The organism is Brucella oryzae, assembly GCF_041929965.1.
GTDB classification, from domain to species: Bacteria; Pseudomonadota; Alphaproteobacteria; order Rhizobiales; family Rhizobiaceae; genus Brucella; species Brucella oryzae.
Genome location: NZ_JBHEEO010000004.1, coordinates 254,076 through 279,093, shown reverse-complemented (window position 1 = coordinate 279,093; position 25,018 = coordinate 254,076). Strand labels below are relative to the sequence as shown.

Genomic DNA, 25,018 nt, shown 5'->3' with positions numbered 1-25,018 from the left:
GCCGTGCTTCCGCAAGGCCGCGATTCGTATCGGGCCTCCTCAGAGCAAAATTGATTTGTTCCTTGACTTTGGAGTACTACCTTGAGAGCAGAACTGCACGCTTCCGCCGCTGGAGAATGAAATGACCGAGACCGCCCGCACCACCATCGACGCTTCGGAAATTGAGCATTTTTCGCGCATCGCCGCGGAATGGTGGAATCCGCAGGGCAAGTTCCGCCCCTTGCACAAGTTCAATCCGACGCGGCTTGCCTATATCAAGGAAAAAATCTGCGCCAAATTCAACCGTGATCCCAATGCGCCGCGCCCATTCGAAGGCCTGCGCCTGCTCGATATCGGCTGCGGCGGCGGGCTTCTCTGCGAGCCGATGGCGCGCCTCGGCGCAACCGTGATCGGAGCGGATGCCTCCACGACAAACATCGAAGTGGCCAAAATCCACGCCGCACAGAGCGGTCTTGAGATCGATTATCGCGCCACGACCGCAGAAGCACTGGCCGATGCCGGTGAAAAATTTGATGTGGTCCTCAACATGGAAGTGGTCGAGCACGTCTCCGATGTGGACCTGTTCATGTCGGCAACGAGCGAAATGGTGAAGCCCGGCGGACTGATGTTCGTCGCCACAATCAACCGCACGCTGAAGGCTTACGGCCTGGCAATCATCGGCGCAGAATATGTATTGCGCTGGCTACCGCGCGGCACGCATCAATATGAAAAGCTGGTGCGTCCGGAAGAACTGGAAGCAGCACTTGCGAAAGGCGGTCTGCGCCTCATCGACAAGCTTGGCGTGACCTATAATCCGCTGGCCGACAGCTGGAGCCGCTCCCGCGACACCGATGTGAACTATATGGTGCTTGCCGAACGGCCCGCCTGATCTCAACCCCTTTGCGCACGCGTTGTCATGGCAACGCCTGCGCAAATCACCAGCGCACCGATCCAGGTCAGCGGCGGATAATGTTCGCCGAGAAACAGTGTTCCCGAAATAAGCCCCAGTGCGGCTGCGACATAGCCGATCTGGCTGAGATAGACCGGCCCGCCAACCGCCTGCAATCTGAAGAACAGGGCGAACATGCCCGCCGATGCGATAGACTGGGCCAATGCAGCCCATGGGGCGAATGCAAGCGTCTCAATCGGAAACTGGCCAGTGAATATGAGTATTCCCGCAAAAAGCATCAGCGCCGATGCCAGATGGCTTCCAGCAGCAAGCTCGGTCGGATCGGAGTTCTTCGGCCAGTCGAGCGTGCGATAGACATTGCCGATGGCGAGAAATACCGGAATGAGCAATGCCGCGGCGATCCATAATAGATCGGCTGGCTTCCCCACCTCGCCGCGCGTCATCGCCACCATCACTGCACCGATGAACCCCACTACTATACCGCCGATCCCGAGGGCATTGGGACGCCGCAATCCGAACCCCATCGACAGGACAAGCGTGATGACCGGCGACAGTGTGTACATGATGCCGGTAAAGCCTGCGCCAAGGCGCGGAATGGCGGAAAGAATGAGAAGATTGGGCACAGCATAGGAGATGAAGGCGGTGCAGATATAGTAACGCAGCCGCCCGCCCGAAAAGCCGATCTTCTTTCCCTGCAGGCGAAGAACAGCGAACAGAATGATTCCTGCGCTCGCCGAGAACAAAAATGTCCAGATCGCGGGCGGAATACCGGCCTGCGCGGCGATCTTGCCGAGCGGCAGTATGAGGCCCAGCAGGATACCGGTTGCAATCAGCAAAAAAGGCGCAGAATCCGTCAGTTTCATGCGCCTTGTCTCCTATGCGGCAATCAGTTCTTGTCTTCTGGAAATACCGGCAACGGCAGAACGTCGACACCGTCTTCAAGCAGCGAATGCACATCCTCGCGCGACGCTTCGCCGTAGATACCACGTGTTTCGGTCTCGCCGAAATGAATCTTCCGGGCTTCCTCGGCAAATTTGTCGCCGACATAATCCGCATTCTCGCGAACCTTGCGGCTCAATTCCCGCATCTCGTCCAATATCTGCTTCTGGGTATCGCCCAGCGCCATGGCAATCTTTTCCTTGCCCCGGCTTGTCGAAACAGCCGGCGCCATCAGCGACTTCTGAACAGCTTGCGAATTGCACACCGGACACGCGACAAGCTTCATTCCCGACTGCTTGTCGAAATCGGCATTGTCGCGAAACCAGCCCTCGAATTCATGGCCCTGATCGCAATGAAGCGAAAAGCGGATCATGGAACTTACGTATCCTCTTTCTGTTTCGCGGAGCAGGTTCGTACATCGAACTCCCGCGCATTCTTCAGGTTCGGTATCTTGGCACGTGCGGCTGCACTTTCCGTCACGTCGATGTCAGCCAGAATGATGCCCGGTTCATCGTGATCAGCTTCAGCGAGAATCTTTCCCCATGGCGAAACGATGATCGAGTGACCATAGGTTTCCCGCCCGTCCTCATGCAGACCACCCTGCGCGGCAGAAATCAGAAATGCACCATTCTCAATGGCACGCGCACGCTGCAAGATGTGCCAGTGGGCCTCTCCGGTCTGTTTCGTAAAAGCAGCCGGACCGGTAATCACATTGGCACCGGCAAGCGCCTGGGCACGGAATAATTGCGGGAAGCGGATATCGTAACAGATCGCCATGCCGAGACTTGCGAAAGGCAGTTCGGCAACAATGGTTTCCTTGCCCGGCTCATAGGTTGCTGATTCGCGCCAGCTTTCACCATTGTCCAGATCGACATCGAACATGTGGATCTTGTCATAGCTTACGAGCTTCTCGCCCGAAGGCGTGAAAATTCCGGCGCGATTGGCAATCTTTCCGTCTCCGGCATCGATAGCGGTTGAACCGATGTGCAGGAAGATTCCGTGTTTCGCCGCCAATGCCGAAGCGGCCTTGAAAACCAGATCATTGGCTTCGTCACGCAGGCTCGCTTTGAGCGCTGCACGATCGCGCATCATCGCACCGGTCATTTCCGGCGATTGCACGTAAATCGCGCCTTGAGCTGCCGCTTCAGCGACGAGTTTCTCCAAAGCCTCGATATTGCGGACAACATCTGTGCCGGAACGCATCTGTACTGCAGCGGCGCGGAACGTGCTCATCGGCTTCTCCCCTATCCGACAGAATCCTAGGCCAGTTCGCCAGTCTTGAGCAGACTGTCAAGTTTGCCCTGATCTTCCAGTGCGAAAAGATCATCGCATCCGCCGACATGAACGGACCCGACGAAAATCTGCGGGAAGGTATTGCGGCCCGAACGTTCCTGCATCTCAGCGCGCAATTCCGGCGCTGCACCTGCATCGATTTCATGAAACTCCACGCCCTTGCGAGCCAGAAGTGCCTTTGCCCGGGTGCAATAAGGGCAACCGATACGCGTGTAGATCGTTACATCAACCATCATAAACTCCAATCGTTTTGGCCACTATATAAGCGGCAAAGGCGCACTCTGGAAGCCCCGAAGCTTTTCAGGAACCTATGTAAACTTTTGTCGAGCTCAATCCGGGAGAACACGGCTGAACGTCAGCACATCGACGCTTTTTGCGCCGCCGCGCAATAAGGCCCGCGTCACCGCCTTGACCGTAGCGCCGGTCGTATAGACGTCGTCGATCAGCAGAACCCGTCGCCCGCGAACATGAATTTCATGCTCCGGCGGCACACGAAACGCGCCGTCCACATTACGTTTTCGTTCCTTGATACCAAGGCCGATCTGCTGATCTGTCCGGCGCACACGCTTCACGCCTTGCGGCGCAAAGGGTTTCGATTCCAGTTTCGCCAGTGCGCGGGCGAGTTCCGCCGACTGGTTGAAGCGCCGCTGCCAGAACCGCCAGCGATGCAGGGGCACTGGCAGTATCACGTCACATTCATCCAGCAATTCGCGACCCGCGCGCTGCATCCAGCGCGCCATCCAAGGAGCCAGATCGGTCCGGTCATGAAACTTGAGCGAAACCGCCATCCGCTGTGCCGCGCCCCGATGCAGAACCGCAGACCGGAGACGCCGGAAAGGCGGAGGATCGGCAATGGCTTCAGCACTCATGAAATTCTCACCGAAATCATGACTGAAGGGTATGCCCAGCACAGGACAGTAAGGCTTTTCTATAAAGCGCAGCTCCGGCCAGCATTTCGGACACAGCGTCCCGGGTTCGGACACATGCATCCGACAGCCGATACATGTCGGCGGAAACAACATGTCCGCCGACGAGCGAACAGCCCTGCTGGCAAACCGCCGAAGCCTTTCGCCCGCGTTGCGCAAAAAGGTTTGATGCGTTCTATCGTCATCCGCCATTGCATTCGCCCCCGTTCGAATGCATCTATCCCCGCAACGATTGTACTGAACCTTGCTCGAAAGAGAAGACGGATTCCATGCCTGCGCCGACTGATGATAGCGCGATCTTTGATCGCGATCTCCTGCTCTCGTTTCGCCGCCGCGCCTTTGCGCGCGCAGAACCCGGCGCAGATTTCCTGTTACAGCGCATTGCCGACGACCTCGGCGACCGCTTGGACGCCGTGGAGCGCCATTTTCCCATCGCAGTCGATCTGGCTGGCCACACCGGCGCGGCGGCTGCAGCCATCGCACAATCTGGCAAGGCCGACCTGATTGTCCGCATTGAACGCGACAAAGGGTTTTTGCAAGGCCCCTTTCCGGCTATTGTCGGCGATGAGGAAATGTTGCCACTGAAACCCGGCAGTGCCGATCTTATAGTGTCGCTGATGGCACTTCACGCCACCAACGATACGCCGGGCACAATGGTGCAGATCGCCCGCGCCCTGAAGCCGGACGGGCTTTTCCTGGCTGCTCTGAGCGGCAGCGGAACGCTGGGTGAATTGCGCGAAAGTCTTCTTCAGGCCGAAATCGAACTGACGGGCGGCGCCTCCCCGCGCATCTTCCCGTTTCCCGACGTCCGCGACGTGGGCAGCCTTCTGCAGCGCGCAGGCTTCGCCCTGCCTGTAACCGACGTCGATAACATCACGGTGCGCTATGATTCGCTGTTCAATCTGATGGCCGATCTGCGCGCCATGGGCATGCAGAACATATTGCGGGACCGTTCCCGCAAGCCGGTTTCAAAACGGCTTTTCCTGCGCGCTGCCGAAATTTATGCAGAGCGGTTCTCCGATCCGGACGGGCGCATCCGCGCCACTTTCTCCATCATCTGGTTATCGGGCTGGGCGCCACATGAATCGCAGCAAAAGCCATTGAAGCCCGGCTCTGCTAAAGCATCGCTGGCAGAAGCGCTAAAAAAGGCCGAAGAAAAATAATCAACAATCGCCGCTATGGCTGCCGTTTGCCTCAATGATGCAGACGGAATTGGGGCTTGGCTGAAGCACACTCTTGCGCACCGTATAGGTCTGGCCTGCCGCGTGCGGCTGGCTACCGGTATCACGCTTGATCGAACCGGTCATGGTGCGGTCGATCCCGACTGGAAGCACTGACTGAGCTGCAACCCTGTTTGCCTGATCGTTGAGAACCGGCACAATGATGAGAGCCAGAGCAACAACGGCAGAGCCGAACAACAGCACAACGCGCAGTAATCCACGACCGGCCTTTGTTAGCGGCTTGGCCGTATATTCGTTGTGATCGGCACTAAAATAATTGTTGTCGAAACTCATGCTTCAAGACTCCGGGGCAACTCGTAAACGAGAATGCCCCAACGGAGTGAATCATAGATTAACTGGCCAGCGGAATCGTAAGAAATTGCCAACCTTTTTCCACAGTCGTGGACAGAGCTTCCTTTACAGAAGATCCAACAGGAACGGGATCAGCGGTTCGTCGGCCGGCGGCATCGGATAGTCGCGCATATCCTTTGGGCGAACCCATTTGAGCGCTTGCCCTTCAAGCCCCCGCGCGATGCCTTCATAACGACGGCAGACATAGAGCGGCATCAGCAGGTGGAAGTCATCATAGGTGTGGCTGGCGAATGTCAGCGGAGCAAGGCAGGCCACCTTCGTGGTAATGCCGATTTCTTCCTGCAATTCTCGGATCAGCGTTTCTTCCGGTGTTTCGCCCGGTTCCACCTTGCCGCCGGGAAACTCCCACAGGCCGGCAAGCTGCTTGCCTTCCGGGCGCTGCGTCAGCAATACCCGGCCATCCAAATCCACCAATGCGCAAGCCGCGACCAGAAGAATGCGGCGTCCCTTCACCTCGGTCATTTCTCGTTGCTCTCCCGATAGGCATAGCGATAGGCCTCCTGAAAGCCGAAGCTCTCGTAAAGCGCAAGTCCGGCGACATTGTCCGCCTCGATCTGCAGCCATGCCGTCTTTGCACCGAGCTTTGCGGCCCATTTGAGCGCAGAACCCACAATCGCGTGGCCATATCCCTTACGCCTTGCATCGCGCAGGGTTCCGACATCGAACAGACCCGCCATCACGCCATCCTGCACGCAAAGCAGGTTGGATACCGCTCGTCCGCCTTCTTCCAGCACGAACATGCCATTGTTCGGTCGAACGCTATTGAGGAGTTCGGAAAATCCGGGCCGCATGTCCTCTGGTCTTTCATGGATCGAAAGCGAGGCATCCACGAAGCGCCCGATATCCTTCAACGGTATCTGGTCGATGGCGCCCGACAGATCGAGTTCTTCGAGATTCGCCGTCATCACGATGGTTTCGTCCCGGCGCTTCCAGCCAAGCCCTTCGAGATAATCCTCAAGCTCGCGCGGCGCGAGCGGCGAAAGCCTGAAGCAGGGAACACGGCCATAGGCGCGAAAACGCTGTGCTGCCAGCTCTACACGTGTTGGAATATCGCGCGTGTCGCCGGGGTCGAGCGGATTGATCGAGTTGAGGCGCCGGGATGGATGCGCCGCGGTCATGCGTATCGCCCATGTACCGTCATAATGAACCGATGTGGCGGGCCAGGCACGGAAGCCAACGGCTTCAAGCTGACGAACGATGGCAAGACTTGGCACAATAAACTCCTCAAACGATGACGGATTGAGCGCTCAGGCTCGATGAGATTCGGGAAGACAGCGTGCCGAAAATAGTGCTCTTTGAGAACCGGAGCGGAATGTACTTTTGGGTACATGAGCACTGGAAGCACAAAAGAGTGCTATTTGCAGGCCGCTGGAATCCGAATATCGCGAGCCTAGCTTCTGTAATCGCCGTTGATCGCCACATATTCCTTGGTGAGATCGCAGGTCCAGACGGTTGCCTTACCGCGACCGATTCCCAGATCGACGCGAATGCGAATATCCTCGCCCTGCATATAGGCGGAGGTGGCGTCTTCCGAATAGGCCGGATCGCGCTCGCCCTGATGGGCCACACGAATATCGCCGAACCAGATGGCAAGCAGGTCGCGATCGGCAGGCTCGCCTGCCTTGCCGACAGCCATAACCACGCGGCCCCAATTGGCATCCTCACCGGCGACAGCTGTCTTGACCAGCGGCGAATTGGCGATGGAAAGCGCAATCTTCTTGGCGGAAGCTGCGGACTTCGCGCCGGTCACTTCGACCTCCACCATCTTGCGTGCACCCTCGCCGTCACGCACGACCTGCAGCGCCAGCGATTTCAGCAGACGGCCAAGCGCCTTCTTGAACTCACCCAGCCGTTTGTCGGCGGAGTCGGTAATCTCCGGCGCACCGCGTTCCGCCGCCGTGCCGGTGGCGAACAGCATCAGCGTATCCGATGTGGATGTGTCACTATCCACTGTCACAGCATTGAAGGTCGAGCCGACGCCCTTGGAGAGCAGGCTCTGCAACACATCGGCCTTGATCGGCGCATCAGTGACGACGAAGGAAAGCATCGTCGCCATATCCGGCGCAATCATGCCTGCACCCTTGGCGATACCGTTGATCGTGACCGGCACCTGGCCGAGCAGAACCGTTTCGGTCGCAACCTTCGGATAGGTATCCGTGGTCATGATCGCCTTGGCGGCTTCGGTCCAGAAATCCTCGACCGCATCCTTGTTCATATCGCCAAGCAGATGCCCGAACTTGCTTACATCGAGCGGTTCGCCGATCACGCCGGTTGAAGCCAGAAACACATCCGTTGTGGCGCAGCCAACCGCTTTGGCGGCGGCTTCCGCCGTTGCTTCCGTCGCCTCGCGCCCCTTGATACCGGTAAAAGCATTGGCATTGCCGGAATTGACGACGACTGCACGAGCCTTTCCGTGCACAAGATTGCGGCGGCAAAAATCGACCGGCGCCGACGGGCAGAGCGAACGGGTGAAAACGCCTGCGGCTTCTGCCGGTCGGTCGAAGACCATCAGCATCACATCCGTTCGCCCCTTATACTTGATCCCGGCAGCAGCGGTGGCGATGCGTACACCATGAACGACCGGCATTGTGGGGTAGTGTTTAGGAGCGAGCGGAGAAACAGACGCGGACATAAGTGCCTCGAAGGATATTCGGTTTGGTTTGCCGCATTGGAAAGGTTTGCGGCTTAAAATCAAGCGGGAAACGCAAGATCGAAATAAAAAACGCCCCGGCAAGCCGGGGCGTTGATGCTTCAAGCGAAATTTTACTGCTGTGGAGCAGCCTCTTCCGGCGCGTCATCCTTGTCCGCGCCTTCCTGGGCTGCGGCGGCATCCTTCATGGCCTTCTCGACAGCCGGGTCCTTGTAATCGATCTTCATGCCGTCACGCAGCTTCTTGACGGTTTCGACATAACGCTCGCGCATGATGATCGAACGGATCTGGTCCTTGACCTGATCGAATGCCGGCGGCTGCTTGGTGCGACGATCCTCGAGCTGGATCACATGGAAACCGAACTGGGTCTGGACCGGCTCCTTGGTGTATTCACCTGGCTTGAGCGCAAAGGCGGCCTTTTCGAACTCCGGCACCATCTGGCCTTCAGCGAAGTAGCCGAGATCGCCACCATTGGCTGCCGTACCGTCGGTCGAGCTTTCCTTGGCCAGGTCCTCGAACTTGGCTCCGCCTTCAAGCTTCTTGATGATGGCTTCAGCTTCTTCCTTGGTCTTCACGAGGATGTGACGGGCTCGCACCTCAACCTGTGGCGGCATGGCTGCGATTTCCTTGTCGTAGCGCGCACGCACATCGTCATCGCTGATCTTGTCGACAACCTCATCCTTGAAATATTCGTTATGGAGCGCGCGTTCACGCAGGAATTCCATACGATTCTTGAATTCCTGGGACTGGTCGAGCTTTTCTTTTTCGGCTTCACCAGCCATTGCCTTGATATCGATCAGGGCAGCGAGCGCAGCCAGACGACGCTGCTCGGCAGGAAGGCGCGAGAACTGCGGATCGAGATCGCCTGCAGCCTGATCGACTTCACCAACCGTGATGTCCTTGCCGTTGACGGTCGCCAGAACCTTGGACGGATCTTCTTTTTCTGCTGGAGCTGCAGCCGGTGCAGCAGCAGGCTTTTCAGTACCTTGGGTCGCATCCTGTGCGAATGCAGCGCCTGAGTAGCTTGCCAGCGCCACAGAGGCCGCCAGAGACATGCCGACGACAGCGAGAGCCTTGCGATAAGGGGCTTTCAGAATGGCTTTCATATGGAATTCTCTCCTTCGTGACCGCTTACCGGCCCGATGAATGCGGCGGAATTTGGCCCGGATACCTCCAATATTGCAACAAAGGAAAGGTTTTCCAGCCTTTAGAGCAACGTTGACATCGCCCGAAGCCCCTCTTATCTGTCCTTCGGCTTTACGTCCAGTAAGGGGCGGGTGAATTGCGCCGAAAATGCGCCGTATCTGGCAGCTTTCACGATGCAGTTTTCTTGCAATTGTTTCAATACGCGTGAATAAAGCATTCGACGAAGCATTATCAGCAAAAGTGCGAAGCGGTTTTGTGTTCGAAAATGCGATAAAACAAAGAGTTAGCGCCTTTCGAGAATTTCAGTGAAATCGAAAAGGGCTATGGCGCCGGAAGCGCTTCCGGCTGAACGGACAGGAAAGGACCAGTGATGGTCAGCTTTGGCGGCCTCGCCCGCAAGATATTCGGTTCATCCAATGACCGCCGCGTGAAAACCCTGCGTCAGCGGGCCAATCAAATTACTGCTATCGAGAAGAATTACGAAAATCTTACCGATGAGCAATTGCAGGCCAAGACCGCCGAGTTCCGTGCGGCGCTGGCTGACGGCAAAACGCTCGATTCCCTTCTGCCCGACGCTTTCGCCACAGCACGTGAAGCAGCCAAGCGTGTGCTCGGCATGCGTCCGTTCGACGTACAGCTGATTGGCGGCATGGTTCTGCACGAACGCGGCATTGCCGAAATGCGCACCGGTGAAGGCAAGACGCTGATGGCGACCTTGCCGGTCTACCTCAATGCGCTTGACGGCAAGGGCGTACATGTCGTGACGGTGAACGATTATCTCGCCACCCGTGACGCCGAAACCATGGGCAAGCTCTACAATTTCCTCGGTCTGACCGTCGGTGTCATCAAGCACGGCCTTGACGACGATGAGCGCCGTGCAGCCTATGCCTGCGACATCACCTACGGCACCAACAACGAGCTCGGCTTCGACTATCTGCGCGACAATATGAAGTATGAGCGCTCCCAGATGGTGCAGCGCCCGCACAATTACGCCATCGTCGACGAAGTCGATTCGATCCTCATCGACGAAGCGCGCACGCCGCTCATCATTTCCGGCCCGCTGGAAGACCGCTCGGACTTCTACAATCTCATCGACACCTTCATTCCTCCACTGGTGGAAGAAGACTATGAAGTCGACGAGAAGCAGAAGACGGCCATCTTCACCGAAGTCGGTACGGAAAAGGTCGAGAAACTTCTGGAAGAAGCAGGCCATCTCAAGGGTGAAAGCCTCTACGACATTGAGAATGTTGCGGTTGTTCATCATCTGAACAATGCACTTCGTGCACACAAGCTGTTCCAGCGCGACAAAGACTATATCGTCCGCAATGACGAAATCGTCATCATTGACGAGTTTACCGGTCGCATGATGCCAGGTCGCCGTTATTCGGAAGGCCTGCACCAGGCGCTGGAAGCCAAGGAACACGTGACCATCCAGCCGGAAAACCAGACGCTGGCTTCGATCACCTTCCAGAACTACTTCCGCATGTACAACAAGCTGTCGGGCATGACCGGTACAGCTGCAACGGAAGCAGAAGAATTCGGCAATATTTACGGCCTCGAAGTTCTCGAGATTCCGACCAATCTGCCGGTCCAGCGTATCGACGAAGACGATGAAGTCTACCGCTCTGTCGAGGAAAAATACCGTGCCATCGTGCGCGATATCCGCGCCTCGCACGAAAAGGGCCAGCCGATCCTCGTCGGCACGACCTCCATCGAAAAGTCGGAACAGCTGGCCGAACGTCTTCGCAAGGAAGGCATCAAGGACTTCCAGGTCCTGAACGCCCGCTATCACGAGCAGGAAGCCTACATCATCGCACAGGCCGGGGTGCCTGGAACCGTCACCATCGCCACCAACATGGCCGGTCGCGGTACTGACATCCAGCTCGGCGGCAATCTGGAAATGCGCGTCCGTCAGGAACTCGCCGATGTGCCGGAAGGTCCTGAGCGCGACGCCAAGATTGCAGAGATCAAGGCTGACATCGCCCAGCTGAAGGAAAAGGCTCTGGCAGCTGGCGGGCTTTATGTCCTCGCCACCGAACGCCACGAAAGCCGCCGCATCGACAACCAGCTGCGCGGTCGTTCCGGTCGTCAGGGTGATCCGGGCCGCTCGAAGTTCTTCCTGTCGCTACAGGACGATCTGATGCGCATCTTCGGTTCCGATCGTATGGACAGCATGCTGCAGAAGCTCGGCCTCAAGGAAGACGAAGCCATCGTCCATCCGTGGATCAACAAGGCGCTTGAAAAGGCGCAGAAAAAGGTCGAAGCCCGCAACTTCGAAATCCGCAAGAACCTTCTGAAATACGACGATGTCATGAACGATCAGCGCAAGGTGATCTTCGAACAGCGTCTGGAAATGATGGATGAAGAGGACCTGACCGAGACCGTTGGCGAAATGCGCCACGAGGTCATCGAGGACATGGTCGCCCTGCGTATTCCCAAGGACGCCTATGCGGAAAAGTGGGATATTGCAGGCCTCAAGGAAGACATCATCTCCAAGCTCAATCTTGACCTGCCGGTCGAGGACTGGGCCAAGGAAGAAGGCATCGCGGAAGAAGAGTTTGAGAACCGCATCAAGGAAGCCGCCGACAAGGCTGCTGCCGAAAAGGCCGAACGTTTCGGCCCGCAAATCATGACCTATGTTGAGAAGTCGGTCATCATGCAGTCGCTGGATAATCTCTGGCGCGAGCATCTGGTCAATCTTGACCATCTGCGCTCGGTTGTCGGATTCCGCGGTTATGCCCAGCGCGACCCGCTGAACGAATACAAGACCGAAGCTTTCGAGCTGTTCCAGTCGATGCTTGCCAACCTGCGCGAAGTCGTTATCTCGCAGCTGATGCGCGTCGAGATCGTTCGTGAAGCACCACCCGAGCCCGAATTACCGCCAATGACCGGTCGTCACATCGACGGCACGACGGGCGAGAACGATTTCGATGAAGCCGCCTGGTCCGAACATCAGCACGATGAACGCAATGTTCCTGCTGCCGAACGCGACCCGACCGACCCGCGCACTTGGGGCAAGGTCAGCCGCAACGAAGCTTGCCCATGCGGTTCCGGCAAGAAGTACAAGCACTGCCACGGCGCTTTCGAGTGATGTAAGGCCAGCTCGATCATCATAAACAGACCCCGGCAAAGCATTAGCCGGGGTTTTTGTTTTCTACCGCCTGATATGCGCAGATACGTGCCGCGAACAGTTGTCTGGCCCGCTTTATTTTAGATACTTAGAATATAAAAGCCATTTAGAGAATACTCACCATTCCTTGAAGTCTTGCGACCACTTGCAGATTAGACTTTTTCTTTTTCTCTTTATAAAGAACTCCTGTCTAAGGTTTCCATGCAGTCTGAGCGACCAAGCACAGGCACGAAAAAGCAGGCCAGGGAAGGCTTGCAAAGATAGGGTTGGCAAACAGTGCGGTTTTCGGCAGCTGAAACGGCGAGCCGGTTTCTACCCGGCAGGATCGCAGCCAGGCTTCGTCCCGTGACGGAGCGGCTGGATGGCGTGCTTACGGATAGCGGACCGCAGGCAAGCGCACAGCGCTCTTCCCTCGTCGCCTTTTGCGTGCGTGTGGCAAGCGCGGCCATCGCTCTTCTGTCCCAGGTTATTCTGGCCCGCTGGATGGGTGAATTTGAGTACGGCATTTTCGTCCTCGTCTGGCTCACCATGATCATCATCGGCGATCTGGCCTGTTTCGGACTGCACACGACCATCATCCGCTTTGTACCGGAATATGTGCAGCGCCAGCTGTTCGGCCTCGTGCGCGGCATCATCCTCGCCGGGCGCGTCTTCGCTTTCACAGCCGCAACTCTGATCGCGCTTCTGGGCGCGGGCCTGCTGCTTCTGCTCAAGGACCATGTGGCGAGCTATTATCTTGTGCCCTTCATCCTCGGCTTCATCTGCCTGCCGATGATTACACTCGGCAATATGCTGGATGGCATTGCGCGCTCGCGTACCTGGGTGATGATGGCGTTGACGCCAAGCTATATTGTCCGCCCGCTTCTGGTTCTCCTGTTCATGATCATCGCCCATGAAGCAGGGTTGCCTTCCACGGCAACCGTCGCGCTTGCCGTGTCGATCGCCGCGACATGGCTTACCACCATCGGGCAGTTTCTGACCGTGGATCGCTCGCTGGAAAGAGATATTCCCGCCGCCGTGCGTGACCAGCGCCTTGGCGAATGGATGAAAGTGGCCCTTCCGATTTTCCTGGTGGAAGGTTTTTTCTTCCTGCTCATCAATGTCGATGTGTTGATGGTGGGGCATGCGCTCGATCCCGAGCATGTGGCGATCTACTTCGCCGCAACGAAGATCATGGCGCTTGCCCATTTTGTCTATTTCGCCGTGAAGGCCAGCGTTGCCCAACGCTATTCGGATCTGCTGCACAGCGGCGACCGAACCGAATTTGCAAGCTTTGCCGAAGCATCCGTCCGCTGGACATTCTGGCCGACATTGTTGTTGGGCGCCATCATTCTGCTGACGGGCTATCCGCTTCTTCGGCTTTTCGGGCCGGCCTTCACCGCAGGCTATCCGCTTCTGTTCATTCTCATCATCGGAGTGATCGCGCGCGCCAGCGTCGGCCCGGCGGAAAGCCTTCTCAATATGTCGGGCAAGCAGAATATCTGCGCCCTGCTCTATGCCGCGACACTTGCCATCAACGTCATTCTCAATCTGGTTCTGATACCGCGCCTCGGCCTGACGGGCGCCGCCATTTCGACAGCCATTGCCATGCTGATGGAAGCAGCACTCCTTTCAGCAGCCGTATCACGCACCTTGCACATAACCATGTTCATTCTCATTCCACGAGACCGTACCAAGACCTCGGAGGGGACTTTGTAATGGCCGCGAAACCTTTGCTTGAAGAATCGGCAGGCGGAAATGCAGCCCACATCGTTTCGGAGCTTTCCGAAAGCGGAGTGTCCTTTGAAGCTGCCAAGAAACTGGAGGAAAGCCTTCACAGTCGCGAGATACCACGCAAGCTGGCGATCTATGGCGCTGCAGCAGGCTTCGAGTTGCGGGACGAACTCGATCATTTAAGCAACCGGACCGTCGAGCCGAACGTGTTCTTCAATGCACGGTTTCTGGCACCGGCCATGCCGCGCCTTGAAGATCGCGAAGTGCGCTTCATGGTCATGCGTGACGAAAACGAAATCCGCAGCCGCCTGCGCTTCGTCATGCCCTATACGATCGAGCGTCCCGGTTTGCCGCTATCGACGCCGGTGATCCGTGCCTGGTCTACACCATTCGGACCGCAGGGTACGCCGCTGATCGATCACGACGACCCTGTCGGCGTGCTGGAAGATTTGTTCGACATTCTGGCGCGCAGGCATCTCAGATTACCGGATGTGCTTGTTTTGCCAGAAATGCGTGCGAACGGCCCGGCGGCAAAACTGATCCGTTCGGTTGCGGTGGGCCGACAATTGCCTTTGGTTGCCATAGAGCAGAAGGAGCGCCCCTTCCTCCAAAGCGATCTGGACGGCAACGCCTATATCAAAGAGGCAATCGGCGCACATCATCGCCGGGACTATAATCGTCTATGGCGCAGGCTGGCGGAAAAGGGCGAGCTTGCCTATCGCGTCGCTCGCACGCCGGACGAAGTGCGCCATGCCTTCGAACATTTCCTGACGCTCGAAGCGAGCGGTTGGAAGGGTAAGCGCGGCACCGCCATGGCCGTGGACCGGTTTCGCGCGGCTTTCGCCCGCGAGGCAGTCAACAATCTTGCCGAACGTGACTGCGTGCGCGTGCATACACTGGAACTTGATGGCCGGGTCATCGCCATTTTGATCGTCTTTACGGTTTCAGGCGAAGCCTGGACGTGGAAGACGGCCTATGATGAGAGCCTGAACGCATGGTCTCCCGGCGTGCTTCTGATGATTGAGGTCGTGAAGAACCATCTGAACGATCCGAACATCAACCGCACCGATTCCTGCGCCGTTCCGGATCATCCGGTCATGACGCGGCTGTTCGACAGGCGCGAGACAATCGAAACGCTGGTGATCGGGCTCAACCCGTCAGCGGACAAGCTTGTCCGTCAGGCAGCCTCACAGATCCATCTTTATCAACGGACCCGCAATCTGGCCCGCATCGTGCGCAATCGCATCCGCAGTTTCACAGAGAAGAAATAATGCCTAATTTAAACCAACCTTAAAAAAGCCCAGAAATCACTGTCCTGAATCTCCGATCCCGGATTTATCCGGCAAAGAAAGTTGCGATTGCAGTTTTGCGGAAGCCCTGCGAAGCTTCATCCTTAACGGCACTATCGGCCAGTATCGGTCAAATTGGATTTTGAAGGTTCAGGAATGCGATTTCCACGCCCGACCATCGCCAGCGGTACGCTTTGCGTCCTGACCGCGATTTATCTCCTCGCTTTCACCAATACTTCTTTCTGGCAACGTCTGATCGCCTATTTCTCCGACCATCCGCAAAAACTGGTCGTTGCGGCGGCGGCTATTCTTCTCATCCATATTGCCGTTCTGATGGCTTTCTCGGCGAAGTATATCATCAAGCCGGTTCTGATTTTCGCGGTATGGGTCGCCGCGGGCGGCTCCTATTTCACGGATACTTTCGGCACGATCATCGACAGAAACGTTGTCGAGGCAACGCTCACGACGACAAAGGCCGAATCCGGCCACCTGATAACGACGGGCTTTCTGCTGCATATGCTGCTTTATGCCGTCATTCCCTCGTTTCTGATTATCTGGATCCGCGTGAAGCATCGGCCTTTGCTGCAAAAGCTTCTCGTCAATACGGTTTCGATCATCGTCTGCCTGGCCGTTGCCATCGCGCTTATCGGCTCGGATTATGGCAGCTTCTCCTCGATGTATCGCGAGCACCGCTCCGACATCATGGAACGGCTGATGCCCGGCACGCCGCTCAAGAGCACCGTACAGTATATTGCGCGAGATCTTAATGACAGGCAGATCGTGATGCAGCCGCTCGGCCTGGATGCCAAACAGACATTGCCGCCAATTGCATCGGGCAAGAAGCTGCTGACAGTAATCGTTGTGGGAGAAACGGCCCGTGCCCAGAATTTCAGCCTTTACGGCTACCCGCGCGAGACCGATCCCGAACTCAAACAGCAGGATATCGTCACCTTCACAAACACGACAAGCTGCGGGACCGACACATCGGTTTCCGTACCGTGCATGTTCTCGCCCTTTCCACGCAAGGAATATTCAAGCTCTAAATTCCATGGTTCGGAAAATCTCATGGATGTTCTCAATCACGCCGGCATCAAGGTCGCGTGGTATGAAAATAACACCGGCAGCAAAGGCGTTTCGGACCGCATACCGACAGTCGATCTACAGAATTCTAATGATACACGTTACTGTGAAGGCGGTGAATGCCTCGACCAGATTCTGGTCGACCGGCTGCGTGACCACCTGAAAGACGTAAACGGCAACGCGACGATTGTCCTGCACATGACCGGCAGTCACGGTCCATCCTATTATCGCCGCTATCCGCCGGAATTTGCCAAGTTCAAGCCAGAATGCCGCACGAGCGAATTTTCGGATTGTACCAACGACCAGATCGTCAATTCCTATGACAACTCGATCCTCTATACCGACCACATATTGTCGGAGATCATCAACGTGCTCAAAGCGAGCGAAGACCGCTTTGCTCCTGCCATGGTCTACATGTCAGACCATGGAGAATCGCTCGGCGAAGACGGTCTTTATCTTCACGCTGCACCCTATTTCATTGCGCCTGACGAACAGACGCATATTCCCTTCGTCGCGTGGTTTTCGCCGGATTATGCCAATGCAACCCGGCTCGACACGGCCTGCGTCAGGCAAGACGCTGCCGCCCCTTCCTCACACGACAATCTATTCCACACGATCATCGGCATGATGGGCGTGAAAACGTCGGCCTATGACCGGGCGCTAGACCGCTTTGCCAACTGCCGGAAAGCCAATATCGCGACATCGAACTAGGGTATCCGGCACCGCATCTTTTTGGCCGATTCTATCAGCCGAACCAATGATTTGAGCCATACGGCAAAGCGTGATACACTTTGTCTTGGGAGAGCGCATGAACAGGCGGAAGAGGAGGTCCGCACCGGTGCAATCCGGCACTTTGAAAGAGTGCCTATAGCCCCGGGATAAATCATAAAGCTTTCGTCTGGCTCAAACGCTGTCGCGCCCTCCCGGGGAAGGAGATGCGCTATGGAATATTTTCACTATGTCAGCACGCTGGATTATGTCCTGTTGGGTTTCATCGCCCTTCTGGTCTTCTGGAATCTGGTTGAAGCGACCTTGCGCAGATAAAGAGCGGCAGCTTATTTCCAAGCCGTTCTGAACACATAAGGTGTTTTGCCTGACACTGTCAGGAACAGGTCTGTTGACTGAAATACAACCGTTACGGTGGGCGGCTGAGCAGATTACCACGTCATTACTTCTTACCCGTCCAATCTTCTTTTCCAAGAGCGGTGTAAGCTGCGCTTTTGAGCAATTGACCTCGTTTCGTTTAGCCGTTATATCCCAACCCGCAGTCCCTTTGGACCATATCGAACTGCTTCGGCAGAAATGTGCGGGTGTGGTGGAACTGGTAGACGCGCCGGACTCAAAATCCGGTTCCGAAAGGAGTGTCGGTTCGATTCCGACCACCCGCACCATTCATGGCAATCATTCAGATCGCAAAACTGCGAAGGCATTTATTACGCCTCCACAGCAGCTTATCTCAGCGCCTCAGCAATTGCTTCATTTCACTGCCATTCACGCCGTACTTGCTCTCGGCAATGGAACACACCTTCTTATCCGGTACATTCTGATAGCGCAGCTTTGCGCTCTTATAACCGTCCAGCGACCCTGCGATGAAACTCCTCGCAGTTCGCTCTGGATTACATTCCCTGTTGTAAGCCTTGTTTGCCATACAATACACAAATACCGCACGCTCTGCATCAACCGCCTTATATTGAGGACAGCGAGACTGAAAATATCTCGCTTCTCCCATATGATGATCGGTTCTGAACTGTTCTGGAATGCGATTGGTCGTGCAAGCCGTGAGCGCCAGAATTAGTCCGGCACCTAATACAAATTTGCCCCTCATTATCCCTCCAATATGTCTTGAAATGACCCTACTGGATTAGCATCGGGGCCTTCCTAGGGAAAGCACCGACAACCGGTCGCTGCTTTCCGTCACATTGTTATTTCACGCGGCTTCGAGCGCCTGCGCCAGATCGGCAATCAGATCGTCTGGATGCTCGATGCCGATAGAAAGCCGGATCGTTGACTCCAGCACCCCGATACGTTCCCGCACGTCGACGGGAACGCCCGAATGGGTCATCGCAGCAGGATGGCTTGCAAGTGATTCAGTCCCTCCGAGACTGACCGCAAGCTTCAATATCTGAAGCGCATTCAGGAAGCGGAATGCCGCCGCCTGCCCGCCTTTGATATCGAATGAGAAAGTCGAACCCGCACCGGTGCATTGGCGCTTGAACAGCGCGCCAATATCCGAATTCTCATCCTCAAAGGGAAGATAATGCAGTTTCTCCACTTTAGGATGGTCGCGTAGGAATTCCGCGATTGCCTGCGCGTTGCTATTGGCGCGTTCCATGCGCAGCCCGAGCGTTTCGAGCGAGCGGCCCAGCATCCAGCATGAATGCGGATCAAGCTGTGTACCGATAGCCCCGCGCAATGCCTTGACCTGTTTTACAACAGCCTTGGCACCCAACACTGCCCCAGCAATTAGATCCGAATGTCCGCCAACATATTTGGTCAGAGAATAGACAGAAAGATCGGCACCATGATCGAGCGGCTTCTGATAGACGGGACCAAGTAGGGTATTATCGCAGGCAATGATCGGACGATATCCTTGCTTTTGTTCGATTTTTTCCGCGACACGCCGGATGGCCGCAATATCGACGATGCTGTTGGTCGGATTGGCGGGCGTCTCGATCAGGATCACCGAAACACGCCCCCTCGCAACAGCTGCTTCAGCCGCCTGCTCTATCGAGGCTTCATGCACACCATCGGCAAAAGCCACCGCTTCAACGCCGAAATTGAGAAACGTCTTGGCGAGGAGCGTTTCCGTGCCCCCATAAAGCGGCTGCGAATGCAAAATGACATCGCCAGGACGTGCGAAGGCAAACAGCGTCGTAGCAATTGCCGACATGCCCGAAGAAAACAGCGCGCAACTCTCGGTACCTTCATAGACCGCGAGGCGATCTTCAACGATCTCACTGTTGGGGTGATTAAAACGGGAGTAAACGAGACCGGCACCGACACCGACGGGCGGTTCCTTGCGGCCGGAAACGAAATCGAAGAAATCGCGTCCGTCTTCCGCCGTCTTGAATACGAAAGTCGACGTCAGAAATACTGGCGGCTTGACCGCTCCTTCGGAGAGTTCAGGGTCGTAGCCATAATTGAGCATCTGCGTTTCGGGATGCAGCGGATGATTGCCCAACATGGTCTTTGAAGGCCGTGGCGCAGTCATGAATACCTCCTTGAGAAAACTCATCCTGTCCGTAGTCGGACAGGAGGAGCTTAACAGAGGTCTTCAGGAATCTTCTTGCGTTGTTATGCGCTTTAGAGAAATCGCTGTAATGCTGGAAGATGCCAGGAGGCTGGAAATAGCTGTCGATTACTTGATGACCAGTACCGGCACGGTGCTGAGTGACAGAACCTCCGCAGCCTGACTGCCCAATAGCAACTTGTTCACACCGCGACGCCCATGCGATGCAATAACAATCAGATCCACATTCTTGGCATTCGCAGCTTCGACGATGCCCTGCGCCGGAGATTGATTTTCGACATGCACAGCCTCGACGCTGACACCAATCTCCGTTGCTTTGGCTTTGGCCTTTGAAAGGATTTCGGTAGCCGCTTTCGTGATAGCTGCACGATATTCCTGAAACGCCGACGGGCTCGAGGCCCATTCCGCCGCAACCACAATACCGTAGGATGGTAGAAGTTCTGTTACGGAAACAAAGGTAACCTTCGCACCTGTTTCCTTTGCCAGCGCGATACCTTGGTCGACGCCCTTTTCAGCAAGTTCCGAACCATCGGTTGCGATCAGTATGTTCTTGTACATTCGTGTTCTCCTGGCTGCCTGATACCCGATGATGCGCGCCTTCCCGTCAGAACGCATTGACGCGGATCAATCAAGCTTTACTCCAAGCTAATATGCAGCATCCCAATTATGATGGAATTTACTTCTAATTTATATGATTATAAAGAATAAATTTCTAAACTTGATACGACAAGCGCACGTACCCAACTATGCTTTTGCGCAGTTTCCTCTTAAACTTTGCGCAACACAAGGAAGATCACGCCATGAACAAGCCCCTGAACGAACCGCAAGCCAGTAAAACCGCAGGCCGTGGCCGCGTTTACGATTCCATCCTCGACACAATCGGTAACACCCCGCTTGTGCGCATCGACAAGTTCGCCAAGGAAAAGGGCGTGGAGGCCAATCTTCTCGCCAAGCTGGAGTTCTTCAATCCCCTGGCAAGCGTGAAGGATCGCATCGGTCTAGCGCTGATCGAAGCGCTAGAACGCGACGGTCGGGCCGTACCGGGCAAGACGGTCTTCGTGGAGCCGACTTCCGGCAATACCGGTATTGCGCTGGCCTTTGCCGCTGCAGCCAAGGGCTATCGCCTTGTCCTCACCATGCCGGAAACCATGTCGGTGGAACGCCGCAAGCTGCTCAAGCTTCTCGGTGCCGAACTGGTGCTGACCGAAGGCGCAAAAGGCATGAAGGGCGCCATCGCGGAAGCAGAAGCCATCGCAGAAGGCAATCCGAACGCGATTATCCCGCAGCAGTTCGAAAACCCTGCCAACCCCGAAATTCATCGCCTGACAACAGCGGAAGAAATCTGGAACGACACCAATGGCGAAGCGGATATCCTGATCTCAGGCATCGGCACCGGCGGCACGATCACCGGCGTCGGCCAGGTCATCAAGGGGCGTAAGCCATCCTTCAAGGTGATTGCCGTGGAACCGAAAGATTCACCCGTTCTTTCAGGCGGCACACCCGGCCCGCACAAGATTCAGGGCATCGGAGCAGGCTTTGCCCCGAAGACGCTCGATACCAGCATCTATGACGAGGTCGTTCAGGTTTCCAACGAAGACGCTTTTGCCAATGCCCGTCTGATTGCCCGGCTTGAAGGCATTCCGGTCGGGATTTCTTCCGGCGCAGCCCTGGCCGCTGCTGTCGAAATCGGCAAGCGCCCGGAAAATGCCGGCAAGAACATCGTCATCATCATTCCGTCCTTTGCCGAGCGCTATCTTTCGACCGCATTGTTCGAGGGACTTGAATAGGCCACCGCACACACAAATCCTCAAAAGACAAAAGCCAGAGCGGACAACCGTTCTGGCTTTACTTTTTTACAATGCCAATCCGTTCGCCAAGCAAACGGAGCCTTCATGCGCTCATATCAATGGTGCGTGCGCGCCGCGCAAGCCGGGCCTGGCCCGCGCATATAATGGCGCTCGGGCCTGTAGCTTGGTGCGACGAACTCGCGGATGACATTAACGCTGTCACGCAGCTGAACAAGAATGCTCATCGTCTTAACCTTCGTCAAAAACACGCTATTCGGAATGGATGCCCATCATGTCCCGACCATCAATTAATTAGGACCATGAAACGTTGTTCATTTCCGAACATCTTAATGAAAACTTTAACAATCAAAGATGAATAAGCTCTGAACCCATATGGTTAACAGTAAGTTAATGGTAAGGATGTTCGCGCTTTTCCACAGCCCGCAATTTGTCGCCACAATTGAAAAAGGCCGGTTTGAACCGGCCTTTTTCATGAAAACGATTGCACGTCTTAGCGCGTCGGAACCGGATGTTCGCCACGATAATCGTAAAAGCCACGGCCCGCCTTGCGCCCCAGCCAGCCTGCTTCGACATATTTGACCAGAAGCGGGCACGGGCGATATTTGGAATCCGCCAGCCCGTCGTGCAGAACCTGCATGATGGAAAGGCATGTATCCAGACCGATGAAATCGGCAAGCTGGAGCGGTCCCATCGGGTGATTAGCTCCAAGCTTCATAGCAGTATCGATAGCTTCAACACTGCCAACACCTTCATAAAGCGTATAGATGGCCTCATTGATCATCGGCAACAGGATACGGTTGACGATGAAGGCCGGGAAATCTTCGGCCACGGTCACCGTCTTGCCAAGCGCAGTCACGAAATCGTTCGACTTGCGGAAGGTTTCCTCATCCGTGGCAATGCCGCGCACCAGTTCGACAAGCTTCATAACCGGCACGGGATTCATGAAATGAATGCCGATGAAGCGCTCCGGACGATCGGTCGTGGATGCAAGACGCGTGATCGAGATCGACGACGTGTTGGTCGCGAGGATCGCTTCCGGGTTCAAAGCCGAGCAAAGCTGCGCGAAGATCTTGCGCTTGACGGTCTCATCTTCCGTTGCAGCTTCAATGGCCAGATCGACACCGGCTAAATCCTCCATGGAATTTGCCGGCCGGATAAGCTTCATCGCTGCAGCGCGCTGATCTTCCAGCAGTTTGCCTGAAGCAACCTGACGCGCCATATTGCCATTGATGGTGGCGATGCCTTTTTCCAGCCGGTCCGCCGCCGCATCGTGAAGAAGCACATCGAATCCGGCCAGTGCGCATACATGTGCAATACCGCTGCCCATTTGTCCTGCGCCGACCACCCCTACCGTCTTGATTGCCACAGTTATAACTCCTTCATTCAGCCGCCCATTGCCGGGCCAGAGCCGAGTATATCAATTCTGTCCGAGACAGATACAGCCCTCATTCATCATTCAGTGAAAGGCAAAAACAGCGCTTCCGTATGTGATGGTTCTCAAAGAAAAAGCGGCGGGACATGCCCGCCGCTTTGTGATCGATTAAAGCGCTTTTTGCAGTTCCGGCAGAACGGTAAAGAGATCGCCGACGAGGCCGTAATCGGCAACCTGGAAGATCGGCGCTTCTTCGTCCTTGTTGATGGCGACGATGACGCGACTGTCCTTCATGCCAGCCAGATGCTGGATCGCGCCGGAGATGCCGACCGCGATGTAGAGATCCGGTGCAACCACCTTGCCCGTCTGGCCAACCTGCCAGTCGTTCGGCGCATAGCCTGCATCGACGGCCGCACGGCTTGCACCGACCGCTGCACCAAGCTTGTCGGCAACAGGCAGGATCACTTCCTGGAACTTTTCAGCCGAACCAAGCGCACGCCCGCCGGAGATGATGATCTTGGCCGAAGTCAGTTCCGGACGATCCGAATCCGACAGTGCATTACCGACGAAGCTCGACAGCGCCGGATCGGCAGCCGCATTGACGCTTTCAACAGCAGCCGAACCGCCTTCGCCCGTTGCCTGGAAAGAGGCCGTACGTACGGTGATAACCTTCTTCGCGTCGGTCGACTGGACGGTCTGGATTGCGTTGCCCGCATAGATCGGGCGCTTGAACGTATCAGCCGATACCACTTCCATGATTTCCGAAAGCTGCATCACATCAAGAAGCGCTGCCACGCGCGGCAGGATGTTCTTGGCCGAGGTCGTTGCCGGAGCGATGATCGTGTCGTAATTGCCTGCCTGTTCCACGATGAGAGCTGCCATTGGCTCGGCCAGACGATTTTCCAGTGCGTCGCTTTCAGCCAGCAGAACTTTACGCACGCCCTTGAGCTTGGCGGCGGCATCGGCTGCAGCCTTCGCGCCCTTGCCTGCAACCAGAACATCCACGTCGCCGCCGATCTGGGCAGCCGCCGTCAGCGCCTTTGCGGTCTGGTCGGAAAGGGTTGCATTGTCATGTTCGGCAATAAGAAGAATAGCCATTTATCTCGTCCCTTCCGATTTCTTTACAGTACGCCGTCAGCTTTCAACTTCTCGACCAGTTCTGCGACGGAACCAACCTTCACGCCAGCCTTGCGACCACCCGGCTCTTCGGTCTTCAGAACCTTGAGACGCGGTGCAATGTCGGCTCCGAAATCGGCAGGCGACTTTTCGTCGAGCGGCTTTTTCTTGGCCTTCATGATGTTCGGCAGCGACGCATAACGCGGCTGGTTCAAACGAAGATCGACCGTGACGATGGTCGGAAGCTTCACGTCGATGGTCTGGAGGCCACCATCAACTTCGCGCGTTACCTTGGCCGAACCGTCACCCAGTTCCACCTTGGAGGCGAAGGTTGCCTGGCTCCAGTTGAGGAGCGCTGACAGCATCTGGCCGGTCTGGTTCGAATCGTCGTCGATGGCCTGCTTGCCGAGGAAGACGAGGTCCGGCTTTTCGGCCTCGACAACGCCCTTCAGAACCTTGGCGACGCCAAGCGGTTCGACGGGTTCATCGGCCTTCACGAGAATTGCGCGGTCAGCCCCCATGGCAAGTGCGGTACGCAGCGTTTCCTGTGCCTGTGCCGGGCCGACCGAAACTGCAACAATTTCCGTCACCTTGCCCGCTTCCTTCAAACGGATCGCTTCTTCAACCGCGATCTCGTCAAAAGGGTTCATCGACATCTTGACGTTCGCAAGCTCAACGCCCGAACCGTCTCCCTTTACACGGATCTTCACGTTGTAATCGACAACCCGTTTTACTGCGACAAGGACTTTCATCCGCGATTACCTCTTCAATGACTCTTGCAGCACGACTATGCCGCCGTGAACTCCCACCCGCATGTCAAAATCC

General features: G+C 56.1%; 24 protein-coding genes and 1 tRNA gene. 8 read left to right on the top strand and 17 right to left on the bottom strand.

The features are described 5' to 3' along the window. Positions 1-121 precede the first annotated feature (121 nt). The gene (gene ubiG, locus JNC70_RS06255) at positions 122-868 is read left to right on the top strand and encodes a bifunctional 2-polyprenyl-6-hydroxyphenol methylase/3-demethylubiquinol 3-O-methyltransferase UbiG (RefSeq protein ID WP_104754960.1); all 747 of its coding nucleotides are present in this window, start codon (positions 122-124) and stop codon (positions 866-868) included. 2 nt (positions 869-870) lie between these two features. Here ubiG and JNC70_RS06250 read toward each other — a convergent pair whose 3' ends face one another. From JNC70_RS06250 to JNC70_RS06230, 5 genes are all read right to left on the bottom strand, one after another. Further along, positions 871-1,752 (bottom strand): DMT family transporter, encoded by an 882-nt coding sequence (locus tag JNC70_RS06250; RefSeq protein ID WP_104754961.1) that lies wholly within the window; start codon positions 1,750-1,752, stop codon positions 871-873. 23 nt (positions 1,753-1,775) lie between these two features. Beyond that, on the bottom strand, positions 1,776-2,201 hold the full coding sequence (locus JNC70_RS06245; RefSeq protein ID WP_104754962.1) for a DUF1178 family protein: 426 nt from the start codon (positions 2,199-2,201) through the stop codon (positions 1,776-1,778). Between the two features lie 5 nt (positions 2,202-2,206). Next, positions 2,207-3,061 (bottom strand): carbon-nitrogen hydrolase family protein, encoded by an 855-nt coding sequence (locus JNC70_RS06240; protein WP_104754963.1) that lies wholly within the window; start codon positions 3,059-3,061, stop codon positions 2,207-2,209. A 26-nt stretch (positions 3,062-3,087) separates the two neighbouring features. After that, the gene (gene grxC / locus JNC70_RS06235) at positions 3,088-3,354 is read right to left on the bottom strand and encodes a glutaredoxin 3 (RefSeq protein WP_104754964.1); all 267 of its coding nucleotides are present in this window, start codon (positions 3,352-3,354) and stop codon (positions 3,088-3,090) included. Positions 3,355-3,450: 96 nt separating this feature from the next. Continuing rightward, positions 3,451-4,239 carry a ComF family protein gene (locus tag JNC70_RS06230; RefSeq protein ID WP_104754965.1) on the bottom strand — a complete coding sequence of 263 codons (789 nt, stop codon included), beginning with the start codon at positions 4,237-4,239 and terminating at the stop codon, positions 3,451-3,453. A gap of 77 nt (positions 4,240-4,316) precedes the next feature. Between JNC70_RS06230 and JNC70_RS06225 the strand changes: the two genes are divergently transcribed. After that, a complete protein-coding gene (locus JNC70_RS06225) occupies positions 4,317-5,210 on the top strand; it encodes a methyltransferase domain-containing protein (RefSeq protein WP_104754966.1) in 894 nt (297 codons plus the stop codon). Here JNC70_RS06225 and JNC70_RS06220 read toward each other — a convergent pair whose 3' ends face one another. From JNC70_RS06220 to JNC70_RS06200, 5 genes are all read right to left on the bottom strand, one after another. Beyond that, positions 5,211-5,561 carry a hypothetical protein gene (locus JNC70_RS06220; RefSeq protein WP_104754967.1) on the bottom strand — a complete coding sequence of 117 codons (351 nt, stop codon included), beginning with the start codon at positions 5,559-5,561 and terminating at the stop codon, positions 5,211-5,213. Between the two features lie 123 nt (positions 5,562-5,684). Beyond that, positions 5,685-6,101: an 8-oxo-dGTP diphosphatase MutT gene (gene mutT / locus JNC70_RS06215; protein WP_104754968.1), complete on the bottom strand. Its 417-nt coding sequence runs from the start codon at positions 6,099-6,101 to the stop codon at positions 5,685-5,687. After that, positions 6,098-6,856: a GNAT family N-acetyltransferase gene (locus JNC70_RS06210; protein WP_104754969.1), complete on the bottom strand. Its 759-nt coding sequence runs from the start codon at positions 6,854-6,856 to the stop codon at positions 6,098-6,100. Before JNC70_RS06210 ends, mutT begins: the two co-directional genes overlap by 4 nt. Positions 6,857-7,029: 173 nt before the next feature. After that, positions 7,030-8,271 (bottom strand): bifunctional glutamate N-acetyltransferase/amino-acid acetyltransferase ArgJ, encoded by a 1,242-nt coding sequence (gene argJ, locus JNC70_RS06205; RefSeq protein ID WP_104754970.1) that lies wholly within the window; start codon positions 8,269-8,271, stop codon positions 7,030-7,032. Between the two features lie 131 nt (positions 8,272-8,402). Beyond that, a complete protein-coding gene (locus JNC70_RS06200) occupies positions 8,403-9,395 on the bottom strand; it encodes a peptidylprolyl isomerase (RefSeq protein ID WP_104754971.1) in 993 nt (330 codons plus the stop codon). Between the two features lie 410 nt (positions 9,396-9,805). Between JNC70_RS06200 and secA the strand changes: the two genes are divergently transcribed. The 5 genes from secA to JNC70_RS06175 all read left to right on the top strand — a co-directional run bounded on the left by secA (position 9,806) and on the right by JNC70_RS06175 (position 18,038). Then, positions 9,806-12,526, top strand: coding sequence for a preprotein translocase subunit SecA (secA, locus tag JNC70_RS06195; RefSeq protein WP_104754972.1), 2,721 nt, complete (start codon positions 9,806-9,808; stop codon positions 12,524-12,526). 315 nt (positions 12,527-12,841) lie between these two features. Continuing rightward, the gene (locus tag JNC70_RS06190; RefSeq protein WP_167394037.1) at positions 12,842-14,263 is read left to right on the top strand and encodes a lipopolysaccharide biosynthesis protein; all 1,422 of its coding nucleotides are present in this window, start codon (positions 12,842-12,844) and stop codon (positions 14,261-14,263) included. Further along, positions 14,263-15,549, top strand: coding sequence for a type IV secretion system effector crotonyl transferase BspF (bspF, locus tag JNC70_RS06185; protein ID WP_104754973.1), 1,287 nt, complete (start codon positions 14,263-14,265; stop codon positions 15,547-15,549). Before JNC70_RS06190 ends, bspF begins: the two co-directional genes overlap by 1 nt. Before the next feature lie 174 nt (positions 15,550-15,723). Then, complete coding sequence (locus JNC70_RS06180) at positions 15,724-17,358, top strand: phosphoethanolamine transferase (protein WP_104754974.1); 1,635 nt, start codon at positions 15,724-15,726, stop codon at positions 17,356-17,358. 595 nt (positions 17,359-17,953) lie between these two features. Further along, a tRNA-Leu gene (locus JNC70_RS06175) sits at positions 17,954-18,038 on the top strand. Positions 18,039-18,103: 65 nt separating this feature from the next. Here JNC70_RS06175 and JNC70_RS06170 read toward each other — a convergent pair. The 3 genes from JNC70_RS06170 to JNC70_RS06160 form a co-directional block, all read right to left on the bottom strand. Continuing rightward, positions 18,104-18,472 carry a hypothetical protein gene (locus tag JNC70_RS06170; protein ID WP_104754975.1) on the bottom strand — a complete coding sequence of 123 codons (369 nt, stop codon included), beginning with the start codon at positions 18,470-18,472 and terminating at the stop codon, positions 18,104-18,106. A 102-nt stretch (positions 18,473-18,574) separates the two neighbouring features. After that, complete coding sequence (locus JNC70_RS06165; protein ID WP_104754976.1) at positions 18,575-19,858, bottom strand: cystathionine gamma-synthase family protein; 1,284 nt, start codon at positions 19,856-19,858, stop codon at positions 18,575-18,577. Between the two features lie 147 nt (positions 19,859-20,005). Further along, positions 20,006-20,455 (bottom strand): universal stress protein, encoded by a 450-nt coding sequence (locus JNC70_RS06160; protein WP_104754977.1) that lies wholly within the window; start codon positions 20,453-20,455, stop codon positions 20,006-20,008. Positions 20,456-20,697: 242 nt separating this feature from the next. Between JNC70_RS06160 and cysK the strand changes: the two genes are divergently transcribed. Further along, on the top strand, positions 20,698-21,684 hold the full coding sequence (cysK, locus tag JNC70_RS06155) for a cysteine synthase A (protein WP_104754978.1): 987 nt from the start codon (positions 20,698-20,700) through the stop codon (positions 21,682-21,684). 116 nt (positions 21,685-21,800) lie between these two features. Here the strand turns inward: cysK and JNC70_RS06150 are convergent, their stop codons facing one another. The 4 genes from JNC70_RS06150 to JNC70_RS06135 all read right to left on the bottom strand — a co-directional run bounded on the left by JNC70_RS06150 (position 21,801) and on the right by JNC70_RS06135 (position 24,945). Next, entirely contained in the window at positions 21,801-21,929 is a 129-nt protein-coding gene (locus JNC70_RS06150) for a hypothetical protein (RefSeq protein ID WP_255362115.1), read from the bottom strand. A gap of 266 nt (positions 21,930-22,195) precedes the next feature. Further along, a complete protein-coding gene (locus tag JNC70_RS06145; protein WP_104754979.1) occupies positions 22,196-23,071 on the bottom strand; it encodes a 3-hydroxybutyryl-CoA dehydrogenase in 876 nt (291 codons plus the stop codon). 174 nt (positions 23,072-23,245) lie between these two features. Continuing rightward, the gene (locus JNC70_RS06140) at positions 23,246-24,175 is read right to left on the bottom strand and encodes an electron transfer flavoprotein subunit alpha/FixB family protein (RefSeq protein ID WP_104754980.1); all 930 of its coding nucleotides are present in this window, start codon (positions 24,173-24,175) and stop codon (positions 23,246-23,248) included. A 23-nt stretch (positions 24,176-24,198) separates the two neighbouring features. Further along, positions 24,199-24,945 (bottom strand): electron transfer flavoprotein subunit beta/FixA family protein, encoded by a 747-nt coding sequence (locus JNC70_RS06135; RefSeq protein WP_374788556.1) that lies wholly within the window; start codon positions 24,943-24,945, stop codon positions 24,199-24,201. Positions 24,946-25,018 lie beyond the last annotated feature (73 nt).